Source organism: Dongia soli, assembly GCF_034044715.1.
GTDB lineage: Bacteria > Pseudomonadota > Alphaproteobacteria > Dongiales > Dongiaceae > Dongia_B > Dongia_B soli.
Map to the genome: position 1 here is coordinate 541,215 of NZ_JAXCLW010000002.1, position 17,574 is coordinate 558,788.

Annotated in this window: 16 protein-coding genes; 3 read left to right on the forward strand and 13 right to left on the reverse strand. The window is 58.0% G+C overall.

All coding sequences use genetic code 11. From position 1 onward, the window contains the following. Positions 1-33: 33 nt before the first annotated feature. The 3 genes from SMD27_RS08990 to SMD27_RS09000 all read right to left on the reverse strand — a co-directional run bounded on the left by SMD27_RS08990 (position 34) and on the right by SMD27_RS09000 (position 2,285). Positions 34-888 (reverse strand): phytanoyl-CoA dioxygenase family protein, encoded by an 855-nt coding sequence (locus tag SMD27_RS08990; protein WP_320508034.1) that lies wholly within the window; start codon positions 886-888, stop codon positions 34-36. Beyond that, positions 885-1,685: an IclR family transcriptional regulator gene (locus SMD27_RS08995; protein ID WP_320508035.1), complete on the reverse strand. Its 801-nt coding sequence runs from the start codon at positions 1,683-1,685 to the stop codon at positions 885-887. Before SMD27_RS08995 ends, SMD27_RS08990 begins: the two co-directional genes overlap by 4 nt. Positions 1,686-1,799: 114 nt before the next feature. After that, positions 1,800-2,285 (reverse strand): GNAT family N-acetyltransferase, encoded by a 486-nt coding sequence (locus SMD27_RS09000; RefSeq protein ID WP_320508036.1) that lies wholly within the window; start codon positions 2,283-2,285, stop codon positions 1,800-1,802. Positions 2,286-2,420: 135 nt separating this feature from the next. On the opposite strand from SMD27_RS09000, the gene SMD27_RS09005 reads away from it, so the two are divergent. Continuing rightward, positions 2,421-3,974, forward strand: a complete 1,554-nt coding sequence (locus SMD27_RS09005) for an HAL/PAL/TAL family ammonia-lyase (protein WP_320508037.1) — start codon at positions 2,421-2,423, stop codon at positions 3,972-3,974. 31 nt (positions 3,975-4,005) lie between these two features. Here the strand turns inward: SMD27_RS09005 and hutC are convergent, their stop codons facing one another. Continuing rightward, positions 4,006-4,734: a histidine utilization repressor gene (gene hutC / locus SMD27_RS09010; protein ID WP_320508038.1), complete on the reverse strand. Its 729-nt coding sequence runs from the start codon at positions 4,732-4,734 to the stop codon at positions 4,006-4,008. Positions 4,735-4,870: 136 nt separating this feature from the next. Here hutC and SMD27_RS09015 point away from each other — a divergent pair, with 136 nt between their 5' ends. Together SMD27_RS09015 and SMD27_RS09020 are read left to right on the forward strand one after the other, a co-directional pair. After that, a complete protein-coding gene (locus SMD27_RS09015; protein ID WP_320508039.1) occupies positions 4,871-6,244 on the forward strand; it encodes a formimidoylglutamate deiminase in 1,374 nt (457 codons plus the stop codon). 199 nt (positions 6,245-6,443) lie between these two features. Further along, positions 6,444-7,415, forward strand: coding sequence for a DMT family transporter (locus SMD27_RS09020; RefSeq protein WP_320508040.1), 972 nt, complete (start codon positions 6,444-6,446; stop codon positions 7,413-7,415). 15 nt (positions 7,416-7,430) lie between these two features. Here SMD27_RS09020 and SMD27_RS09025 read toward each other — a convergent pair whose 3' ends face one another. The 9 genes from SMD27_RS09025 to hutU all read right to left on the reverse strand — a co-directional run bounded on the left by SMD27_RS09025 (position 7,431) and on the right by hutU (position 17,464). Beyond that, the gene (locus SMD27_RS09025; RefSeq protein ID WP_320508041.1) at positions 7,431-10,517 is read right to left on the reverse strand and encodes an efflux RND transporter permease subunit; all 3,087 of its coding nucleotides are present in this window, start codon (positions 10,515-10,517) and stop codon (positions 7,431-7,433) included. An 8-nt stretch (positions 10,518-10,525) separates the two neighbouring features. After that, positions 10,526-11,644, reverse strand: coding sequence for an efflux RND transporter periplasmic adaptor subunit (locus tag SMD27_RS09030; RefSeq protein ID WP_320508042.1), 1,119 nt, complete (start codon positions 11,642-11,644; stop codon positions 10,526-10,528). Positions 11,645-11,907: 263 nt separating this feature from the next. Further along, complete coding sequence (locus tag SMD27_RS09035; RefSeq protein ID WP_320508043.1) at positions 11,908-12,306, reverse strand: COG4315 family predicted lipoprotein; 399 nt, start codon at positions 12,304-12,306, stop codon at positions 11,908-11,910. Between the two features lie 136 nt (positions 12,307-12,442). Continuing rightward, positions 12,443-13,240: an N-formylglutamate deformylase gene (gene hutG, locus SMD27_RS09040; RefSeq protein WP_320508044.1), complete on the reverse strand. Its 798-nt coding sequence runs from the start codon at positions 13,238-13,240 to the stop codon at positions 12,443-12,445. Positions 13,241-13,252: 12 nt separating this feature from the next. Beyond that, positions 13,253-13,384 carry a hypothetical protein gene (locus SMD27_RS09045; RefSeq protein WP_320508045.1) on the reverse strand — a complete coding sequence of 44 codons (132 nt, stop codon included), beginning with the start codon at positions 13,382-13,384 and terminating at the stop codon, positions 13,253-13,255. Positions 13,385-13,419: 35 nt separating this feature from the next. Further along, on the reverse strand, positions 13,420-13,749 hold the full coding sequence (locus tag SMD27_RS24140) for a PAS domain-containing protein (protein ID WP_379990548.1): 330 nt from the start codon (positions 13,747-13,749) through the stop codon (positions 13,420-13,422). A gap of 89 nt (positions 13,750-13,838) precedes the next feature. Then, positions 13,839-14,423: a HutD/Ves family protein gene (locus SMD27_RS09055; RefSeq protein WP_320508047.1), complete on the reverse strand. Its 585-nt coding sequence runs from the start codon at positions 14,421-14,423 to the stop codon at positions 13,839-13,841. 2 nt (positions 14,424-14,425) lie between these two features. After that, positions 14,426-15,679 (reverse strand): imidazolonepropionase, encoded by a 1,254-nt coding sequence (gene hutI, locus SMD27_RS09060; protein WP_320508048.1) that lies wholly within the window; start codon positions 15,677-15,679, stop codon positions 14,426-14,428. Positions 15,680-15,793: 114 nt separating this feature from the next. After that, positions 15,794-17,464 carry a urocanate hydratase gene (gene hutU, locus SMD27_RS09065; RefSeq protein ID WP_320508049.1) on the reverse strand — a complete coding sequence of 557 codons (1,671 nt, stop codon included), beginning with the start codon at positions 17,462-17,464 and terminating at the stop codon, positions 15,794-15,796. Positions 17,465-17,574: the final 110 nt, after the last annotated feature.

Consider the following 17,574-nt stretch of genomic DNA (forward strand, 5'->3'; position numbering starts at 1 on the left):
GTCATCGGCGAAATATCATCGAATGATGAAAAATTAGTCTTGAGCCCATGAGTTATCGACATAATGCGGCTCGGGACGCTTGTAGAGGTCCTCATAATGTACAAGCGCCGGCTCGGCGCCGAGTGGGCAGGGGATGCCATCCCGGAAAGCCCATTCCCCGCGATCGGTATTTTCCGCCGTAGCATAGCCGTTGATATAGATGCGGCGGTCGATCTGACTGGTATTGGCGCCCGAACCGTGCACCGTCAACGGATGCCACAGCGTGACATCGCCGGGCTCCATCAGGACATTGACAACTTTGGCCGGGTCCAATCCCGCAGCCGCCAGCGTCCCGGCCTCGGGATTGCCTTTCATCAGATAGCCGATCTCGGACAGGCCCAGATAGCCGAGTTTATGGCTGCCCGGGAAAATCTTCAGCGCGCCGTTATCGAGGCGATGCGGGTCGATGGCGAGGCCAGTTTGAACGAAGGAGTCGTTCAACTTGCGGAAAGCCTCTGGCGGCGTGCGGAAGCGTGCGTCCTGGTGATAGCGGAAACCGACCATTTTTGCGCCCGGCCGCTTCCAGTGAATCTGGTTGCCGAGTTGCTTCAGGTTTTTGCCGATCATGGGTTCAAGAATTTCCAGGATCCGCTTATCGCGCCGCACCGCTTCGAGCCTAGGGCTGCACCAGGAAACCCATTGCACCTGCCGCACGATCGTGCCGCCGGCCTTGTCATCGATCACTTCGAAGTAGAGATTTTTGTGCCGCCAACTCTGCTTCAGGCGCAAACCTTCCTGGTAGACTTCTTCGGCCGCTGCCGCCATATCGGCGATCTCCTGCCTGGAAAAGACATTGCGGATGATGGCGTAGCCTTCATCGCGATAGTGCTGAATGTAGTCGCTCATCATCGATCCTTTCGTCGTACAGCCTTGCCGGTCGCTTGTATCAAGCGGCTATCGTCGGGAATAAGAAGGGCGCGGATCGCTTCCAAGCGTGGGATCAGCGCCCCAATCACGCGCTCGATCGGCCATTGCGCCGAGTTGACCGTGGCGCCGATCGCATAAGGCGCTTCGCCTTTTTTGCAGAGCGATATCGCGCAGGATGTCCATCCACTGACGAGTTCATCCTGGACGATTGCATAGCCTAGGCCGGTGGAACGCCGCACCGCTTGGCGGAGCTGCTTCTTATTGGTGATCGTATGTTCCGTGGCAGGCGTGAGGGGGACGGCAAGGCACGCGTCCAGATCGCCGGCACCCTCGGCCAGCAGGATCCGGCCCAGCGCGGTGAGCAAAGCCGGCAATCGTTCCCCGACCTCGATCCGGATCGGTGTCGGGGTAAATTTATCTTTCGCAGCGAAGGCGCGGCCAACCATGACGATCTCGATATTGTCGAGCCGCGCCAAGTTCACGGTGACGCCAAGATCGTCAGCCAAGGCATCCATATAAGGTTCGGCAAGCTTGGGAAAAGCCATGCTGATCAGCGCGGCATGGCCGAGCTCGAAGACCAGCGGTGTCAGGCGATAGATCTTGGTCTCGGGATCCAGTGCTACATAACCTTCCTCTTCCAGCGTCCGCAGATAGCGCAACGTGGTCGGCTTTGCCATGCCGGTCGCGTCCGCGAGATGCCGCAGGCTCGGATTGCGCAGCCGGCTGAAGGCGCGCAACAGATCGAGACCCCGTCGGAGGGATTCGTTCAGGATGACCATATTCGCCTCGTCGTTTCATCTAGTGAAACGGCGTTTCATTAAAGAGTCAAGGAGGATCCTGGCCTTTTCGGTCAGGAAGAAGGCGGGCGTGCCTTCGGCAAGCGGAAGTGATGATTACAGGCGAAAGCGGACGTAGAGCAGACCGGGCGCGCCGCCATAGGGAAAATCGCACTCCAGTCTCAGCCCGGCTTTTTCCAGCACCTGTCGGGAGGCGAGATTGGACGGCCGTACCAGGCCGATGATCTTCTTTGCGGCCAAATCCCGGAAGCCAATGACCACGGCCGAGACGGCAAATTCGCTTGCCAGTCCCTGACCCCAGACTTCCGGGTGCAAATGGTAGCTGAGGTTGAGACCGGTGAAGCCGGGCTGGTAGGTCAAGCCCCCGAATCCAACGATCTTTCCGTTCTGGTCAAGGGTCCAACGACCGAAGCCATGCTTGCGCCAGTGGTCGATATCGCGCCGGAGGCGGGAAGTGGCGGTGGGTTCCGATGACGCGGAGCTGCCAGTGGCTGATCGGGATTTGCCGAAAATGAACGATGCTGCCGGCCCGTCATCCTCGGCCGGCGGTCTCAAAATCAGGCGTTCTGTGCGAAATTCCATCCCCAACTCGGGAGAAAACCATCAAGAGGCCGCAGATTGGCATTTAAGCCCGAGGCGGTGCAAGCAGGCGCGGTAGCCTTGCTCGCATGTAATATCATGTATATACAAGCAGGTGAGGTTATAAAGGGGGATCGCATGAGCGCTGCAGCCACCAAAGACGGCAACGGTTCCACATCAGTCATCGAGCGCGGCGAAGCGGCGCTCAGCTATCGGCAACTGGTAGCTATTGCCAATGGCGCATCAGTCGCGATCAGTCCAGCGGTTCAGGCCAATCTTGCAAATGCCCGGCGGATCGTCGAGCGGATCATCGCTAAGGGCGAGCGCGCCTATGGCATCAGCACCGGCCTGGGCGCGCTCTGCAACGTGCTGTTGTCAGGGGACCAGCAGGCAGAGCTATCGCGCAATACACTGCTGAGCCATGCTTGTGGTGTCGGCGCGCCGCTTCCCGTCTCGGCAACCCGGGCCATCATGGCCTCGCTGCTGAATGACCTATGCCATGCCAAATCCGGCGCCAGCCCCGCGGTACCGGCGCAATTGGCTGCTTTGCTGAATGCGGATATCACACCGCTTGTGCCAGGCCAGGGTTCGGTCGGTTACATCACCCACGGCGCCCATGTCGGCCTCGCCTTGATCGGCATCGGAGACGTCCAGATGCGGGGCCGACAGATGTCGGCTAGCGAGGCGCTCGCAGCCGCCGGGTTGGAGCCGATCACGCTGGGGGCGAAGGACGGCCTTTGTCTCGTCAATGGCACGCGGTGCCTGACGGGCCTCGCCTGCCTTGCTTTGGCGGAAGCCGAACATGTCGCGGATTGGGCGGATGTCACGGGTGCTCTCAGTTTTGAAGCCCTGAAGGGCCAAATTGACGCTTTCGATCCGCAGGTGCTGGCGCTGAAGCCGCATCCTGGCTTGTTGTGGGTGGGGGAGCGGCTTCGTGCGCTCTTGAGTGGCAGCGAGATCATCGCCAAACATCGTGGTGTTCGCACCCAGGATGCCTTATCCCTCCGCTCTATCCCGCAAATTCATGGGGCGACGCGCGACCAGATTGATCATGTGCGGCGGCAGATCGAGATTGAGCTTGGCTCGGCAACAGACAATCCGTTAGTGATCGGCACGGAAGAAGATTATCGCGTGATATCAAATGCCCATCCCCATGGTCAAAGCCTGGCGATGGCAGTGGACTTGCTGAGCATCGCCATCGCGGAATTGGGATCGGTGGCGGAACGGCGCCTGGACCGGTTGATCAATCCAGCAGTGAGCGATCTGCCGGCATTTCTGGTGCAGAATGGCGGTGTCAATTCCGGCATGATGATCACGCAATATGTCGCAACGTCGCTGGCAGCAGAAAATAAGTTGCTGGCGCAACCCATGGTGACCGACAACTACATCACCTCGGCGCAGCAGGAGGACCATCTCAGCCTGGGGACGCCCGGCGCGCTGAAATGCCTGCAAGTCATCGCCAATACGCGCAAGATCCTGGCCATTGAATATTTGCTGGCGGCGCAGGCGATGGAGTTTTATCCCGGGTTGAAGCGCGGTGCCGGCACCGAAGCTGCCTATGCCGTCCTGCGACAGCGTATCTCAGCATATTCACAGGACCGTTTCCTGGCGCCCGATATGGCAGCCGTGGATGCGGCAATGGCGGGACCGGATTGGCTATCTCAAATCCTGGCGACAATCGGTGCTGCCTGACCGGCGGCACCGGCTATCGAGATTTGCGATGTCAGCTGTTCTTGAAACGGCCGGTGAGACGATAGCGACTGCCGGGATAGATCAGGCGCGCCCAACTGACCTTCCTATTGCCGGACCAGGTCGTACGCTGCAATTGGATGCAAGGCTCGTGGCCATCGATTTTCAGCAGTCGCCGCTCACGAGGAGCAGGCAGCACCGCCTCGATGATATGTTCCGCTTCGGAGATCGGCGCAGCGGCGCTGAGATAGACGAAAGGCGTGATGGTGGTGAAATCCTGGTGAAGATAATCCGGGGCCGTTTGCGGATCGACATAGCGATCCTCCAACTGGACAGGGATGCCGTTCTCATAGTGAACCAGGACCGAATGGAAAATATCGGCGCCGAGCGGCAGATCGAGCGAGGCGATGATTTCCTGCGTCACCGCCAGGGATTCCAGCGCAACGACCTTCGCCATATGCTCATGACCGCGTTCGGTGATCTCTTCGGCGATATTGCGGATTTCGATCAGGGGCGACTGCATCTTCGCTTCGGCGACGAAAGTGCCGACGCCCTGGACGCGGACCAGGCGTCCTTCGAGGGTCAATTCACGCAGCGCACGGTTGATGGTCATCCGGCTGACACCAAGGTCTCGCACCAACTCGGACTCAGAAGGAATTCGATATTTTGCCGGCCAATCACCAGCCTCGATCCGGTCCAGGATCATCCGCTTCACTTGAGAATAGCGGGGCAACAGCGCTGTATCCAAAATGCCTCCGGTCATCGAACCACCCGTACCCAACAGCCTGGTCGCCATCGTTGTCGAGTCGGCCCGATGCATCAATTTCACTCATCAGGGCATCGGACTATAGTATAGCCGGTGGTCCCAACCAAGTCCGCCAAGAAGAAGGTCAGCCAAAATGAAGTCTTATATTGCCGAACGAGCCTTATTGCCCCAGGGTTGGGCCGAAAACGTGCTCATTTCCCTCGACGACAAGGGCTTTATCGCTGACGTATCGACAGGAACGCCGCGCGACAGAGCGGCGGCCGCTCAGCCTCTTTCCGGCCCGGTATTGCCTGGTATGCCAAACCTTCATTCTCATGCCTTTCAGCGCGCCATGGCCGGGCTGACCGAAAGCGCGCTCAACCCTGAGGATAGTTTTTGGACTTGGCGCGATCTCATGTATCGCCTCGTTGGCCGTCTCAACCCGGAGCAAGTCGAGGCAATCGCGAGCTATCTCTATATCGATATGTTGAAGGCCGGCTACACCTCGGTGGCCGAGTTTCATTACTTACATCACAATGTTGATGGCCGGCCTTATGCTGATCCCGCGGAAATGGCGAAACGTGTGCTTGCTGCGGCGGACCGGACGGGCATCGGTATCACGCTGCTGCCGGTAATGTATGCGCATGGGGGCTTTGGTGGCAAGGAGCCGGCAGCCGGACAACGTCGCTTCCTGCATCAGGCCGACGACTACCTGAAGCTGCTGCAGAATCTCGCAGCCAGCTGTGATCATCCCTTGCGGCGGCTGGGTGCCTGCTTTCATTCCTTGCGTGCAGTGACGCCAGACGAGATGAAGACCATCCTGGGCGCAACGGATGACGGTCGACCGGTTCATATCCATATCGCCGAACAGCAAAAAGAGGTCGATGACTGCTTGGCCTGGTCGGGCAAGCGGCCGATCCAGTGGCTTTATGATGAGTTCGCAGTGGATCAGCGCTGGTGCCTCATTCACGCCACGCATGCCGATGATCAGGAGGTGACGCGCATGGCGAAGAGCGGCGCAGTTGTCGGCATCTGTCCGACGACCGAAGCCAATCTCGGCGATGGCCTGTTTCCCGCCATCGACTATGCCCGCCAAGGCGGACGCTTCGGTGTCGGCTCCGATAGCCATGTATCCCTGAGCGTTGTTGAGGAACTGCGGTGGCTGGAATATGGACAGCGGCTGAAGCATGAGCGCCGCAATCGTCTCTACAGCGCTGCTCGGCCGAATATTGGTGCTTTCCTTTATGATGCCTGCGTCGCTGGTGGTGCTCAGGCGGTCGGACAGCCGGTCGGACGCATCGCCACCGGACAGCGCGCCGATCTGGTCGTTTTGAATGGGAGGCATCCCCTGATGGCGCATATCAGTGGTGATGACATCCTGTCACGTTGGCTGTTCGGCGGCACCGACCGCTTGGTGAAGGACGTCATGGTTGGCGGTGCCTGGGTCGTGCAAGAAGGGCACCATGCCGAGGAAGAGGCGGCTGGCCATCGCTTCGCCGATGTAATCAAGGCGGCTTTCAGCCAATAGATCGATTGAAGGCGATGCTCTGGCCCTCGAATGGTAGAGCCAGAGCATTCTGCTGGAATAGCAATCCGGCAAACGTCAAGCCAAATACCAGCGCAGAAGAGGCAAGGTTTGTTCGGTAAGGCATGCAGTAATTTCATGCCGGAGACGGCGCGGCTTTCGGCATGATTCACTCATTGCCTAATCGCCGCGTGAGCCGCAAATGTCGCAACCTTGCTTGGCAACCAATGCCGAAGCACCCCGTTTTCACCGTAACAACGCGTTTCTGGCAATCCTTGCGCTTTGCGGTGGTATCCTGGTCTTTTCCCTGCAGGATGTCGTAATCAAGCTTTTGAGCGGTGCCTACCCGGTTCACGAGGTCATCGTGATCCGTTGCCTCTCGGCTTTGCCCATTCTGCTTTTCATGATCCACCGCCAGGCGGGATTACGCGCAATCATTGCTGGTCCCTTGAACTGGCTGTTCATTCGTGGCCTGCTTCTGGTGGTTTCGTATACCACCTATTATCTCGCGTTTCCGGTCATGCCGCTGGCCGATATCGTTGCGCTATACTTCACCGTGCCGATTTTCGTCACAGCCTTGGCAGGACCTTTCCTGGGCGAGAAGATCGGTTGGCCACGCTGGTTGGCGACCGTCGTCGGGTTCGCCGGCGTGATCGTCATGCTGCGGCCCGGAAGCGGCGTCTTGAATTTGGTTGCCGTATTACCACTTGTCGCGGCCTGCACCTACGGTTCGGCACAATTGATGACGCGCCGCTACAGCACCAATGCGCCGGCGATTGTCATGTCCTTCTACCAAAACCTGATGTTCCTGGTGGCTGCTGGCCTGATGGCATTGGTGATGCTTACCTTCTTCGGTGGCGGCATCGTATCGCACAGCAATGGAGCCTTGGATTTCCTGCTACGTCCCTGGACGATGCCGAGTTTCCGCGACCTGTTATTGCTGGCCGCCTGTGGCCCGATTTCCGCCATCGCCATGACCTTGCTGAGTCAAGCCTATCGCTTGACCGAGGCGAATTTTGTCACGCCATTCGAATATAGCGGCCTCATCTGGGCAGCTCTTTGGGGCTATGCGATCTTCGGTGAAACGCCCGATGCGACGATGTGGCTTGGCGCAGCACTCATTGTTGGCGCTGGCCTTTACATGCTCTATGGCGGTGCACGCCGCCAAGCTTAAATCCCTTGAGAGTGATCAATGCGATATGGTTGGTTCCGTGATTTCGTCACCGCTGCTGACGCTTTTCGGCCGATGATCGCTGGCGAGAAACGTATAGATCACCGGTAATACGAAAAGGGTGAAGAGGGTGCCGATGCTGATGCCGGCGACGATCACGATGGCGATCGAGAAACGGCTGGAGGCGCCAGCGCCGGCGGCGAAGAGCAGGGGAATGAGACCGGCGACCATTGCCGCAGTCGTCATCAGAATGGGTCGCAGGCGCAACCCAGCGGCAACCTTTACGGCCTCAAGTCGGGTCAGGCCGTGATACATCTGCTGCTCCTTGGCAACCTCACAGATTAGGATACCGTGCTTGGTGATAAGACCGATCAGGGTGACCAGACCGACCTGGCTGTAAATATTCATACTGGCACCGGTGATGATATTCGCACCAAGGGCAAGCGGAATAAGCGCACCGCAGATCGACAGCGGCACGCTAACCAGGATGACCAGAGGATCACGCAGGCTTTCGAATTGCGCAGCAAGAACCAGGAAAATCACCGTCAAAGCGAAAATGAAGGTGATGTAAAGCGCGCTTCCTTCCTGGATATATTGCCGCGATTGCCCTGAAAAATCATAAGAAAAGCCGTCGGGAAGAACCTCATGCGCCGCCTGTTCCAGGAAGGTGATGGCGGTGCCAAGTGTGACGCCGGGCATCAGCACGCCTGAAAGCGTGGCGGCATTCTGCTGATTGAACTGATTCAGATCGACTGGCTGTATTTCTTCGCGCAGTGTCACCAGGCTGGAAAGGGGAATGGCATTGCCATCGATCGTCTTGACGTAGAACTCGCCGAGCTTATCCGGATCCAACCGGTCAATTCGCGCGACTTGCGGAATGACCTGATAGCTGCGGTTATAGAGATTCATCAAATTAACGTAGTCACCACCTGTCAGGATCGCCAGGGTGCTGGCGATGTCTTGCATGCGGACACCATAGGCGGCGGCTTTGTCACGGTCGATCTCGACAATCGTCTGCGGCTTCTGGAATTTGAGATCGAGATCGTTATAGATGAAGAGCCCGCTCTGCTGCGCTTTCTCCATGAAGCGCTGAGACACTTCATTCAAGGAGCGGTAATCGGCCGTGGTGGTGATGACGAATTGCAGAGGCAGGCCGGTCGCGCCCGGAAGAGGCGCATCGCTGAAGACGCCGCCTTGCAGGCCGGTGACCTTTGCGAAGCGCGTGGTCATATCCTGAACAATTTCCTTCTGCGATCGGTCGCGTTCTTCCCAGGGCTTGAAGACCGGGAAGGCGATGCCATCATTGACATTGGTCGTGCCATTGATCGCAAAAAAGCTTTCCATCTCCTTGATATCGCCGAATGCCTTTGTCATTTCATTGGAGAAACGGTTCATATAGTCGATATTGGCGCTGGGCGGACCGCTATAAAAAATCAGCGCGTAACCTTGATCCTCTTCCGGCGCCAGTTCATTGGGAATGGCCTTGATCAGGAAATAGAGGGATCCGGAGACGATCAAGGCGAAAATCACTGTAGCCAGGCGATCGTGCAAGGAGGCATTCAGCCAACGGAGATAGATGTGCTGTACCTTGTCGAACAGGACATCGAGCCGGGCCGCCAGGCCGCGTTTGTTATCGTCATGCTTCAGCACCCTGGAGCACATCATGGGCGACAAGGTGAGGGCGACGACACCGGAGACGATGACCGCACCGGCCAAAGTGAGGGCGAATTCCCGGAATAGGGCACCCGTCAAACCTGTCATGAAGGCGATTGGCGCATAAACGGCGGCGAGGGTGATGGTCATGGAAATCACCGGTGTGGCGATTTCTCTTGTGCCGATGATAGCAGCATCGAAGGGCGTTCGGCCTTCCTCGATGTGCCGATGCACATTTTCGACAACCACGATCGCGTCGTCGACGACCAGCCCGATGGCCAGGACCATGGCCAGCAATGTCAGTAGGTTGATGGAAAAGCCCAAGATCAGCAGAAACAAACAGACGCCGATCAAGGAGAGGGGGATTGTCACGAGGGGGATGAGGACCGATCGGAACGATCCCATGAACAGGAAAATGACCACCATCACGATCACCGCTGCTTCGGCAATGGTGGTCAACACCTCCTGGATGGCGGCGCGGACAAAGGTCGTCTGGTCATAGGCGATGGTCAGTTTCATGCCGGGCGGCAGATCGGCTTCCAGCTTCGGCAGCATCTGGCGGATATCGTCGACGACGGTCAGGGGATTGGCGGTCGGTGTCGTCTTGATGCCGATGAACACGGCTTTCTCGCCATTGACATAGACCGATGAATCCGAACTTTCTGGTCCGAGGGCCACCGTGGCAACGTCGCGCAGCCGGACCAGCCTGGTTCCGTCGTTGCGGACGACGAGTTCCCGAAAGCCTTCCTCATCGCGCAAATCGGTCCCGGCTGTCGTGCCCACCACATCGAAAACGCCTTTGGCGCTGCCGGCGGTGGCTTGGAAATTATTCGCTTCCAAAGCGAGGCGAATATCGTCGGTGGAAAGATTGAATTGCGCCAGCTTGGTGGGGTCCAACCAGATCCGCATGGCGAATTTCTGGCTGCCAAGAATTTGCGGATCGGCGACGCCGGCAACCGTGGACAGATTCGGCTGGATCACCCGCATCATGTAATCGGTGATCTGGCCGGGATTCATAACCGTGCTTGAAAAGGCGAGATACATCACATCGGTATCGTCGCCCGTGGTTTTCTCGATCACCGGATCATTGATGCCCCGCGGCAGCAGGGAACGGGTCTCGTTGACCTTGGAGATCACCTCTGTCATCGCAACATTGGGATCTTCATTCAGGCGCACATGAACTTCGACGATGCTGATACCGAAGGCGGAACGTGAGGTCAGATAGTCGATCCCATCAGCCGTCGCGACCGCCTTTTGAATGGGATCGGTGATGAAGCCCTGCATCAAATCGGAATCGGCTCCGGGATATGTAGTCGTTACCGTGATGACGGTATTGAAAAGTTCCGGAAACTGCCGGATCTGCAGAGATGTCAGTGCTTTCAAGCCCAGCAGCAGGATGAGCAGACTAACGACGGTGGCGAGGATCGGCCGCTTGATGAAGATATCGAACATCCGAGAGCCTATTCCAGCGGCAGGGTTTGTGGGGGTGTCAGAACCTCGCTCTCGGTCACCGTCACATGTGCGCCATTGGTCAATTTAAGCTGACCGGAGGTAACGATCTCAGCGCCGGGGGAAATGCCTTTCGTTACAATGACCCAATTGCCCCGGCGCGCGCCGGTTTCCACCATCGCACGTTCGACGGTCGCGATTTCCTCGCCTTTTTCATTTTTGCTGCGGTTGATCACATAGAGGGCATTGCCATAGAGGCTATAGCTAACGGCTGTTTGCGGCACGATCGTCGTCTGCTGCATATCCGGCAATATGATGTCCAGGCGCGCAAACATGCCCGGGCGCAGGCTGCCATCGGCATTTTCAAATCGTCCCTGGATCGCCACCATACCGGTTCGGTCGTCGATCAGCGGTGCGATCGTGGTAACCTTGCCCTCAAAAATCCGTCCCGGATAAGAATCTGTCGCCATGCGAATCGGTTGGCCGACGTGAATATCGGACAATACCCTTTGCGAGACGCCGAAATTGACGAGCATCGCGCTGAGATCCTGGAGATTCACGATCGGTGTGCCGGGATCGAGATATTGACCGAGATTGATCCTGCGGATGCCGAGCATCCCATCAAAAGGCGCCACGATGGTCTTCTTGGCGATGACCGCGGTCAAGCGGCCGACTGCGGCGGCCGCTACTTTGGCATCGGATTCGGCTTTATCCAGGGCGGAGATCGAAATCGTCTTGTTGGGTGCAAGCGCGCGGGCGCGACGCACGTCGCTCTGTGCGAGGTCAAGTTGAGCCTGGACGCTTCGTAATTCCGCCTGTTCGACCTCAGCGTCCAGTTGAACAAGCAGGTCGCCCTTGGCGACCCGGTTACCTGACTCGAAAAGGATGTTTTGAACGGTGCCGGCAACCTCAGTGCTGACATCGACACCGTGTTGGGCCTCCATCACGCCAATGGCCGGCACAGTCCGTGGCCAGTTCTGCTGGGTTGCCTTTGTCGCGGTGACGGGAATAGCCGGGATTGGCATATTCGCCATGAATTCCGCCGCCATCTTATTTTTATAGGCAAGGAACCCGAAAATGCCGCCAAAAACGATGGCACAGCCAAGCAACACGAAAACCAGCTTTTTCATCTCACCCTCGTCATCCGCGCCGAACCCCAACTGTCTGGCGGCGGTTCATGACCTGCACCAAGTTCCGACCTGATTTATTGTTCAGGTGTCAGCTCTTCGACCATCGGGACAAGCATGGGAGAGCAGGCGGACGCAAGCGTGAGCGAAAATAGTGCAACTTAAGAAAAAATGCCAGGGTCCTTACAATCCGCTGGGAGCCAGCGGCCTAAGAGAGATAGCCGGCAAGAAGCCGGCTATGGCTCCGGCGATCGGTTGGCGACTATTTAATCCTTGACGACGTGCCAGACGTTATTCTTGTTGTCGCCCGTCACATCACCGGGCTTGGCATCATACTTGAAGGTGTAAAGGGGCTTGCCGTCATCCGCCCATTGCAAGGTCCCATCCTTGCGCTTGATAATGGTCAATTCGCCCGTCGGCTTATCGCTGGCGCTCGCCGTTGCCGGTGGCCAGTTTTCGGCACATTTGTCGTAGCAGTTGGATGTGCCTGCCTTATCCTTGTCAAAGGTATAAAGGGTCATGCCTTTGGCATCGACCAGCACCTTCCCCAAAGATGTTTCGCTTTCCTTGAAGGGGCCATAGTCATCGGCCGAGGCGCTGGCTGCCATACCTGACAGGCCCAATACCATTGCGCTGCATAGGCAAAGAATCTTGATCTGGCTCATCACGTCCTCCAGGCGTTGCATCGGGTTGAATACCCTGTCTCAGACGCCCGTGGTTGCGCGGATATTCCAGGCGACGAAGCTTCCGGACGAAAAGTGATAGCCCCCGAATTCGCCACAGTCCGGCCGGCTAATCTACTTAAGGCCGGAAGTCGAGCAGATGCTCAACGAACCGTTTGAGAACCGCTCGAACCTGATCAGCCTTTTCAGGCAGGTAGTCGAAGGGCGCAGCTTCCCGCATATAGGTCCGCTGGGCAAGCTCCAGCTGGACGGCACAGATCGATTGATCCGGCTGGCCGTAATGGCGCGTGATGTGACCGCCTTTGAAACGGCCATTCACCACATGGCGATAGTTGCCGGTATCGCAGATAGCCGCAAGCTCAGTGGAGAGACTTTCAGGACAGGATGCACCGCTATTGGTGCCGATGTTGAAGTCCGGCAACAGGCCTTCGAACAAGCGCGGGATTTCACCCTTGATCGAATGGGCGTCGAACAGCACGGCATAGCCGAACTTCGCCTTCAGGCGCGCAAGTTCACTGGCAATGCGGTCGTGATACGGTTGCCAGATGTGTTCCAGGTAAGCCCGCCGCGCAGTGGAGTCAGGTGCCTTGCCCGGTTGGAAAAGCGGCGTACCCTCAAATAAAACATCGGGATAAAGACCGGTCGTCGCGGTCTGATACAAGGGCTTATCGTCCGATGAGCGGTTGAGGTCGATGGCGAAACGAGAATAGCGCGCGGCCAGCAGGCTGGCGCCCATGTCGCGCGCGAAATCATAAAGACGCGGCAGGTGCCAGTCGGTGTCGCGCAGATCCAAAGCCTCGGGGATCAAGCCTTCACGGACGGCTTGCGGCAATTCGGTCCCGACATGCGGCATGCTGATCAATAGCGGTGTATCGCCCTGCGCGAAATCATAGGGATGAGAAATATCGTGGCTCACGAGCGACATCCTTCATGTTCTTATTAATGGTACTTTAACGGAATTGGGCCAGCCCGTCACGCAAGCTTTGGCGATACGTGCAGCCTCGAAAAATTCCTGCAGCTCACGGCTATTCTGTTTTGCGGTGTCAATCGCCATCAGCATGTTGATCCTCTTTCCATCGCTGGAAAGCGGCAGGATCAAGCGTGCGTAAATACGGATCTTGTCGATCGATTTGAGATCAAGTGCAGAAGTGGCTGTTTCCGCGATACGGCGCGGGCGTAGTGGTCGTAAACCAGCGCACCATATTGCGGCGGTGGCAGGTCGCGGACGTGACGGTAGGTGAGAACTTCACCGTGTACGTTGCAAATACCGGTGCCACTCAAGCGATAGCGAAAATCCAAAGGTTCTGGAATCACATCGGCAATCATCACGCGGGGCAGAATGCGCGTAAAATCCGCCGGATCAATTTCGCTGCGGCTGGGTACGATCCGATCATCGTGTTTTTTGCCGGCCCAGCAGTTGAACATGGAAGCCAGGTATTTTGCATAAAGCCTTAAAATCGGGTGCACCCCGACAAGCGAGTTCCCGGATTGGCCATCAGAAGAAATGGCTGTGTCTATCGGGGCTGCAGGTAGATTGCCGCAAGGATCGAGGCTTGATCGGCCCTTAGCCAGGCATCCGGGGCGTCTTCGATATGAAGCGTATCGCCGCTTTTCAGATGATGCCGGGCGCCGTCGATCTCCAGGCTGACATTCCCGGTGAAAACATGCAGCAGCGTAACGGGCGCAACGTCGATTTCGCAGTCTTCACCCGCGTCAGGGCGCAGGATGGTCATAGCGGTATAGCCCCAATTGCGGGCGACCATCAGATTGAAGTCGCGCAGCGGTCCATCGATCAGCGTGCAGTCCGTCTGCCAGCCGCCATCGAAGGGCAGGGGTTGAAACGGTTGATCGATGCGCCGCTCCATCATGCCATTGAAGTTCAGGATCATGCCGGCGCCTTCGATCAGGGTAATGAACCGGTCGTAGCCGCTGAAATCCGAAAACGGGCCGGACTGACCGACTTCGGCAATGCTGAGACGCCAGTTGAAAGCGCCACCTTCAGCACCAGGTGAGGCGATCAGCTCCGTCGTCGATCCCTGGCCGTTTTTCCATGGCATGCGCTTGTAATCGGCCGCAGTGAGATGGCGGAGTTTCATCATGTTCAATAGCTCCGCCGGGCCCAGTAGCCACTTTTCATCACGGCGGTGCAGGGATTAGAACCGATCCAGTAGCTAAGCTCTGCTGGCTGTTCGATATCCCAAACCGCCAGATCGGCCATTTTGCCGATTTCAAGCGAGCCATGGCTGTCATCGATACCTAGAGCCTTAGCGGCGTTTATGGTGATGCCGCGCAGGGCTTCCTGAGGCGTAAGGCGGAAAAAGGTGCAAGCCATGCTGAGCATCAAGCGCAATGACAAAGCAGGTGACGTGCCGGGATTATGATCTGTCGAGAGCGCGATTTTTACCCCATGACCGCGGAAAAGATCGATCGGCGGCAGCTTGGTTTCGCGCAGGCAATAAAAAGCGCCGGGCAGCAGAACGGCGACCGTGCCGGCTGCCGCCATTGCCTGGACGCCATCCTCTCCGATGTATTCGATATGATCCGCCGACAGCGCATTATATTTCGCCGCGAGCACAGCGCCTTTCTGGTCGGAAAGCTGTTCCGCATGCAGCTTCACCGGCAAGCCAAGCTTCTGCGCCGTTTGGAAGACGCGTTCGGTTTCCGCCGCGGTGAAGGCGATCTTTTCGCAGAAGGCATCGACCGCATCAATCAGGCCTTCCTGCGCCAAAGTCGGTAGAATGGTCTCACAAACCAGATCGACATAGTCGCTTTGGCGGCCGGCATATTCGGGCGGCAAAGCATGCGCGGCCAAGCAGGTAGCGACGACGGAGACGGGGTAATCCTCCATCAACTGCCGAGCAGCCTGGAGCATCCGGCGTTCGGTATCGAGATCGAGGCCATAACCGGATTTGATTTCAATCGTGGTGACGCCTTCTTCGATCAGGCTTTCGAGCCGGCGTCCTGCATCGGCAACGAGATCTTCGACGCTGGCTGCGCGGGTCGCCTTGACGGTGGATATGATACCGCCGCCTGCTTTGGCGATTTCCTCGTAGCTCGCACCGTTGAGGCGCATCTCGAATTCATTGGCGCGTTGCCCGCCATAGATCAGATGCGTGTGGCAGTCGATCAAGCCGGGCGTCACCCAATCGCCGTTGAGCGTTACTTCATCCAGCGGCTCTGCCGCGGGTTTCGGCAGATCGGCTGCGGGACCGATCCAGGCAATCCGGCCATCCTGCACGGCAATCGCCGCGTCGCGAATTTCACCGTAGCCGTCGTTGCCGGCCATGCTGGCGACATGGCAATCGGTGATCAGACAATCCCAGGCATGGTCGGTGGAGGATTCTTGACGCGGCATATCGGTTACCCGGCTCGTTGAAGATCGCGCAATTTAGCACCGGAACAAGTGTTCCGTCACCACGGACAGCCTGAAAAGAGGCGAGTTAGTGGCGACGGCATCCGGCTTGGGCGATTACTTCTGCAGCATCGGCAGATTGAGGCCCTGTTCCCTCGCACAGTCGATCGCGATCTCATAACCGGCATCGGCATGACGCATGACACCCGTGCCGGGGTCGTTCGTCAGCACGCGTTCGATGCGCCGCGCGGCGTCCTCGGTCCCGTCGCAGCAGATTACCATGCCGGCATGCTGCGAAAAGCCCATGCCGACCCCACCGCCATGATGCAGGCTGACCCAGGTGGCGCCCGACGCGCAGTTCAGCAAGGCGTTCAACAGCGGCCAGTCGGAGACCGCATCCGAGCCGTCCTTCATGGCTTCCGTCTCGCGGTTGGGGCTGGCGACGGAACCGGAATCGAGGTGATCGCGACCGATCACCACCGGTGCCTTCAACTCTCCTTTGGCGACCATTTCATTGAAGGCGAGGCCGAGCTTCGCACGTTCACCGAGACCGACCCAGCAGATGCGGGCGGGCAGGCCCTGGAAGCTGATCCGCTGGCGGGCCATGTCGAGCCAATTGTGCAGATGCGGATTGTCGGGGATCAGCTCCTTCACCTTGGCGTCGGTCTTATAGATGTCTTCCGGATCGCCGCTGAGTGCGGCCCAACGGAACGGGCCGATGCCGCGGCAGAAAAGCGGGCGAATATAAGCGGGCACAAAGCCGGGGAAGTCGAAGGCATTCTCAACACCTTCTTCTTTCGCCATTTGCCGAATGTTGTTGCCGTAGTCGAGAACGGGGATACCATGCTTATGGAAATCGAGCATAGCACGAACCTGGACCGCCATCGATTGCTTTGCGGCCTTCACCACGGCCTCGGGATCCCTCTGGCGCATATCGGCGGCCTTTTCCAAACTCCAGCCGGCCGGCAGATAGCCATTCAGCGGATCGTGCGCGCTGGTCTGGTCGGTCACCATGTCGGGGCGAAGGCCGCGCTTGACGATCTCCGGGAAGACCTCGGCAGCATTGCCGAGCAGGCCGACGGAGATGGCCTTACCATCTTTCTTAGCCTTGTCGAGAATGGCCAAGGCTTCATCCAGCGTCGCAGCCTTGGTGTCGAGATAACGGGTTTCCAGACGGCGTTCGATCCGCGACGGCTCGCATTCGACGGCCAGCATGGAGGCGCCGGCCATGGTGGCGGCGAGAGGCTGGGCACCACCCATCCCGCCGAGCCCGCCAGTCAGAATCCAGCGTCCTTTGAGGTTGCCGCCGTAATGCTGGCGACCCGCTTCGACGAACGTCTCGTAAGTTCCCTGGACGATGCCCTGGCTGCCGATATAGATCCAGGATCCAGCGGTCATCTGGCCATACATCATCAGGCCCTTGGCATCCAATTCCCGGAAATGCTCCCAGGTCGCCCAATGGGGAACGAGATTGGAATTCGCGAGGAGCACACGCGGCGCGTCCTTGTGAGTGCGGAAAACGCCGACCGGCTTGCCTGACTGGATCAGCAAGGTCTCGTCTTCGTTTAACGTCTTCAACGTTTCGACGATCCGGTCAAAGCATTCCCAGTTCCGCGCCGCCCGGCCGATGCCGCCATACACCACCAATTCATTGGGGTTCTCGGCATTGTCGGGGTCGAGATTGTTCATCAGCATGCGCAGCGGTGCTTCCGTCAGCCAGCTCTTGGCGTTGAGTTCGGTCCCGCGCGGAGCTCGGATGACACGGGCGTTGTAACGGGTGGCGCTCACCGGATTATCCTCCGTTAACTTGTATATACATGTATAACCAATACGGGATAGTTGGCTTGTTGGCAAGGAGTTTCCCGGCCTAAACCTGATTGGCAACCGAACTTCTATTC

Bases quoted from the DNA above. Each gene is read 5' to 3' on its own strand.
- SMD27_RS08990 (WP_320508034.1), bottom strand. From the start codon at position 888: ATGATGAGCGACTACATTCAGCACTATCGCGATGAAGGCTACGCCATC.
- SMD27_RS08995 (WP_320508035.1), bottom strand. From the start codon at position 1,685: ATGGTCATCCTGAACGAATCCCTCCGACGGGGTCTCGATCTGTTGCGC.
- SMD27_RS09000 (WP_320508036.1), bottom strand. From the start codon at position 2,285: ATGGAATTTCGCACAGAACGCCTGATTTTGAGACCGCCGGCCGAGGAT.
- SMD27_RS09005 (WP_320508037.1), top strand. From the start codon at position 2,421: ATGAGCGCTGCAGCCACCAAAGACGGCAACGGTTCCACATCAGTCATC.
- hutC (WP_320508038.1), bottom strand. From the start codon at position 4,734: ATGACCGGAGGCATTTTGGATACAGCGCTGTTGCCCCGCTATTCTCAA.
- SMD27_RS09015 (WP_320508039.1), top strand. From the start codon at position 4,871: ATGAAGTCTTATATTGCCGAACGAGCCTTATTGCCCCAGGGTTGGGCC.
- SMD27_RS09020 (WP_320508040.1), top strand. From the start codon at position 6,444: ATGTCGCAACCTTGCTTGGCAACCAATGCCGAAGCACCCCGTTTTCAC.
- SMD27_RS09025 (WP_320508041.1), bottom strand. From the start codon at position 10,517: ATGTTCGATATCTTCATCAAGCGGCCGATCCTCGCCACCGTCGTTAGT.
- SMD27_RS09030 (WP_320508042.1), bottom strand. From the start codon at position 11,644: ATGAAAAAGCTGGTTTTCGTGTTGCTTGGCTGTGCCATCGTTTTTGGC.
- SMD27_RS09035 (WP_320508043.1), bottom strand. From the start codon at position 12,306: ATGAGCCAGATCAAGATTCTTTGCCTATGCAGCGCAATGGTATTGGGC.
- SMD27_RS09045 (WP_320508045.1), bottom strand. From the start codon at position 13,384: ATGCTGATGGCGATTGACACCGCAAAACAGAATAGCCGTGAGCTGCAG.
- SMD27_RS24140 (WP_379990548.1), bottom strand. From the start codon at position 13,749: ATGTTCAACTGCTGGGCCGGCAAAAAACACGATGATCGGATCGTACCC.
- SMD27_RS09055 (WP_320508047.1), bottom strand. From the start codon at position 14,423: ATGATGAAACTCCGCCATCTCACTGCGGCCGATTACAAGCGCATGCCA.
- hutI (WP_320508048.1), bottom strand. From the start codon at position 15,679: ATGCCGCGTCAAGAATCCTCCACCGACCATGCCTGGGATTGTCTGATC.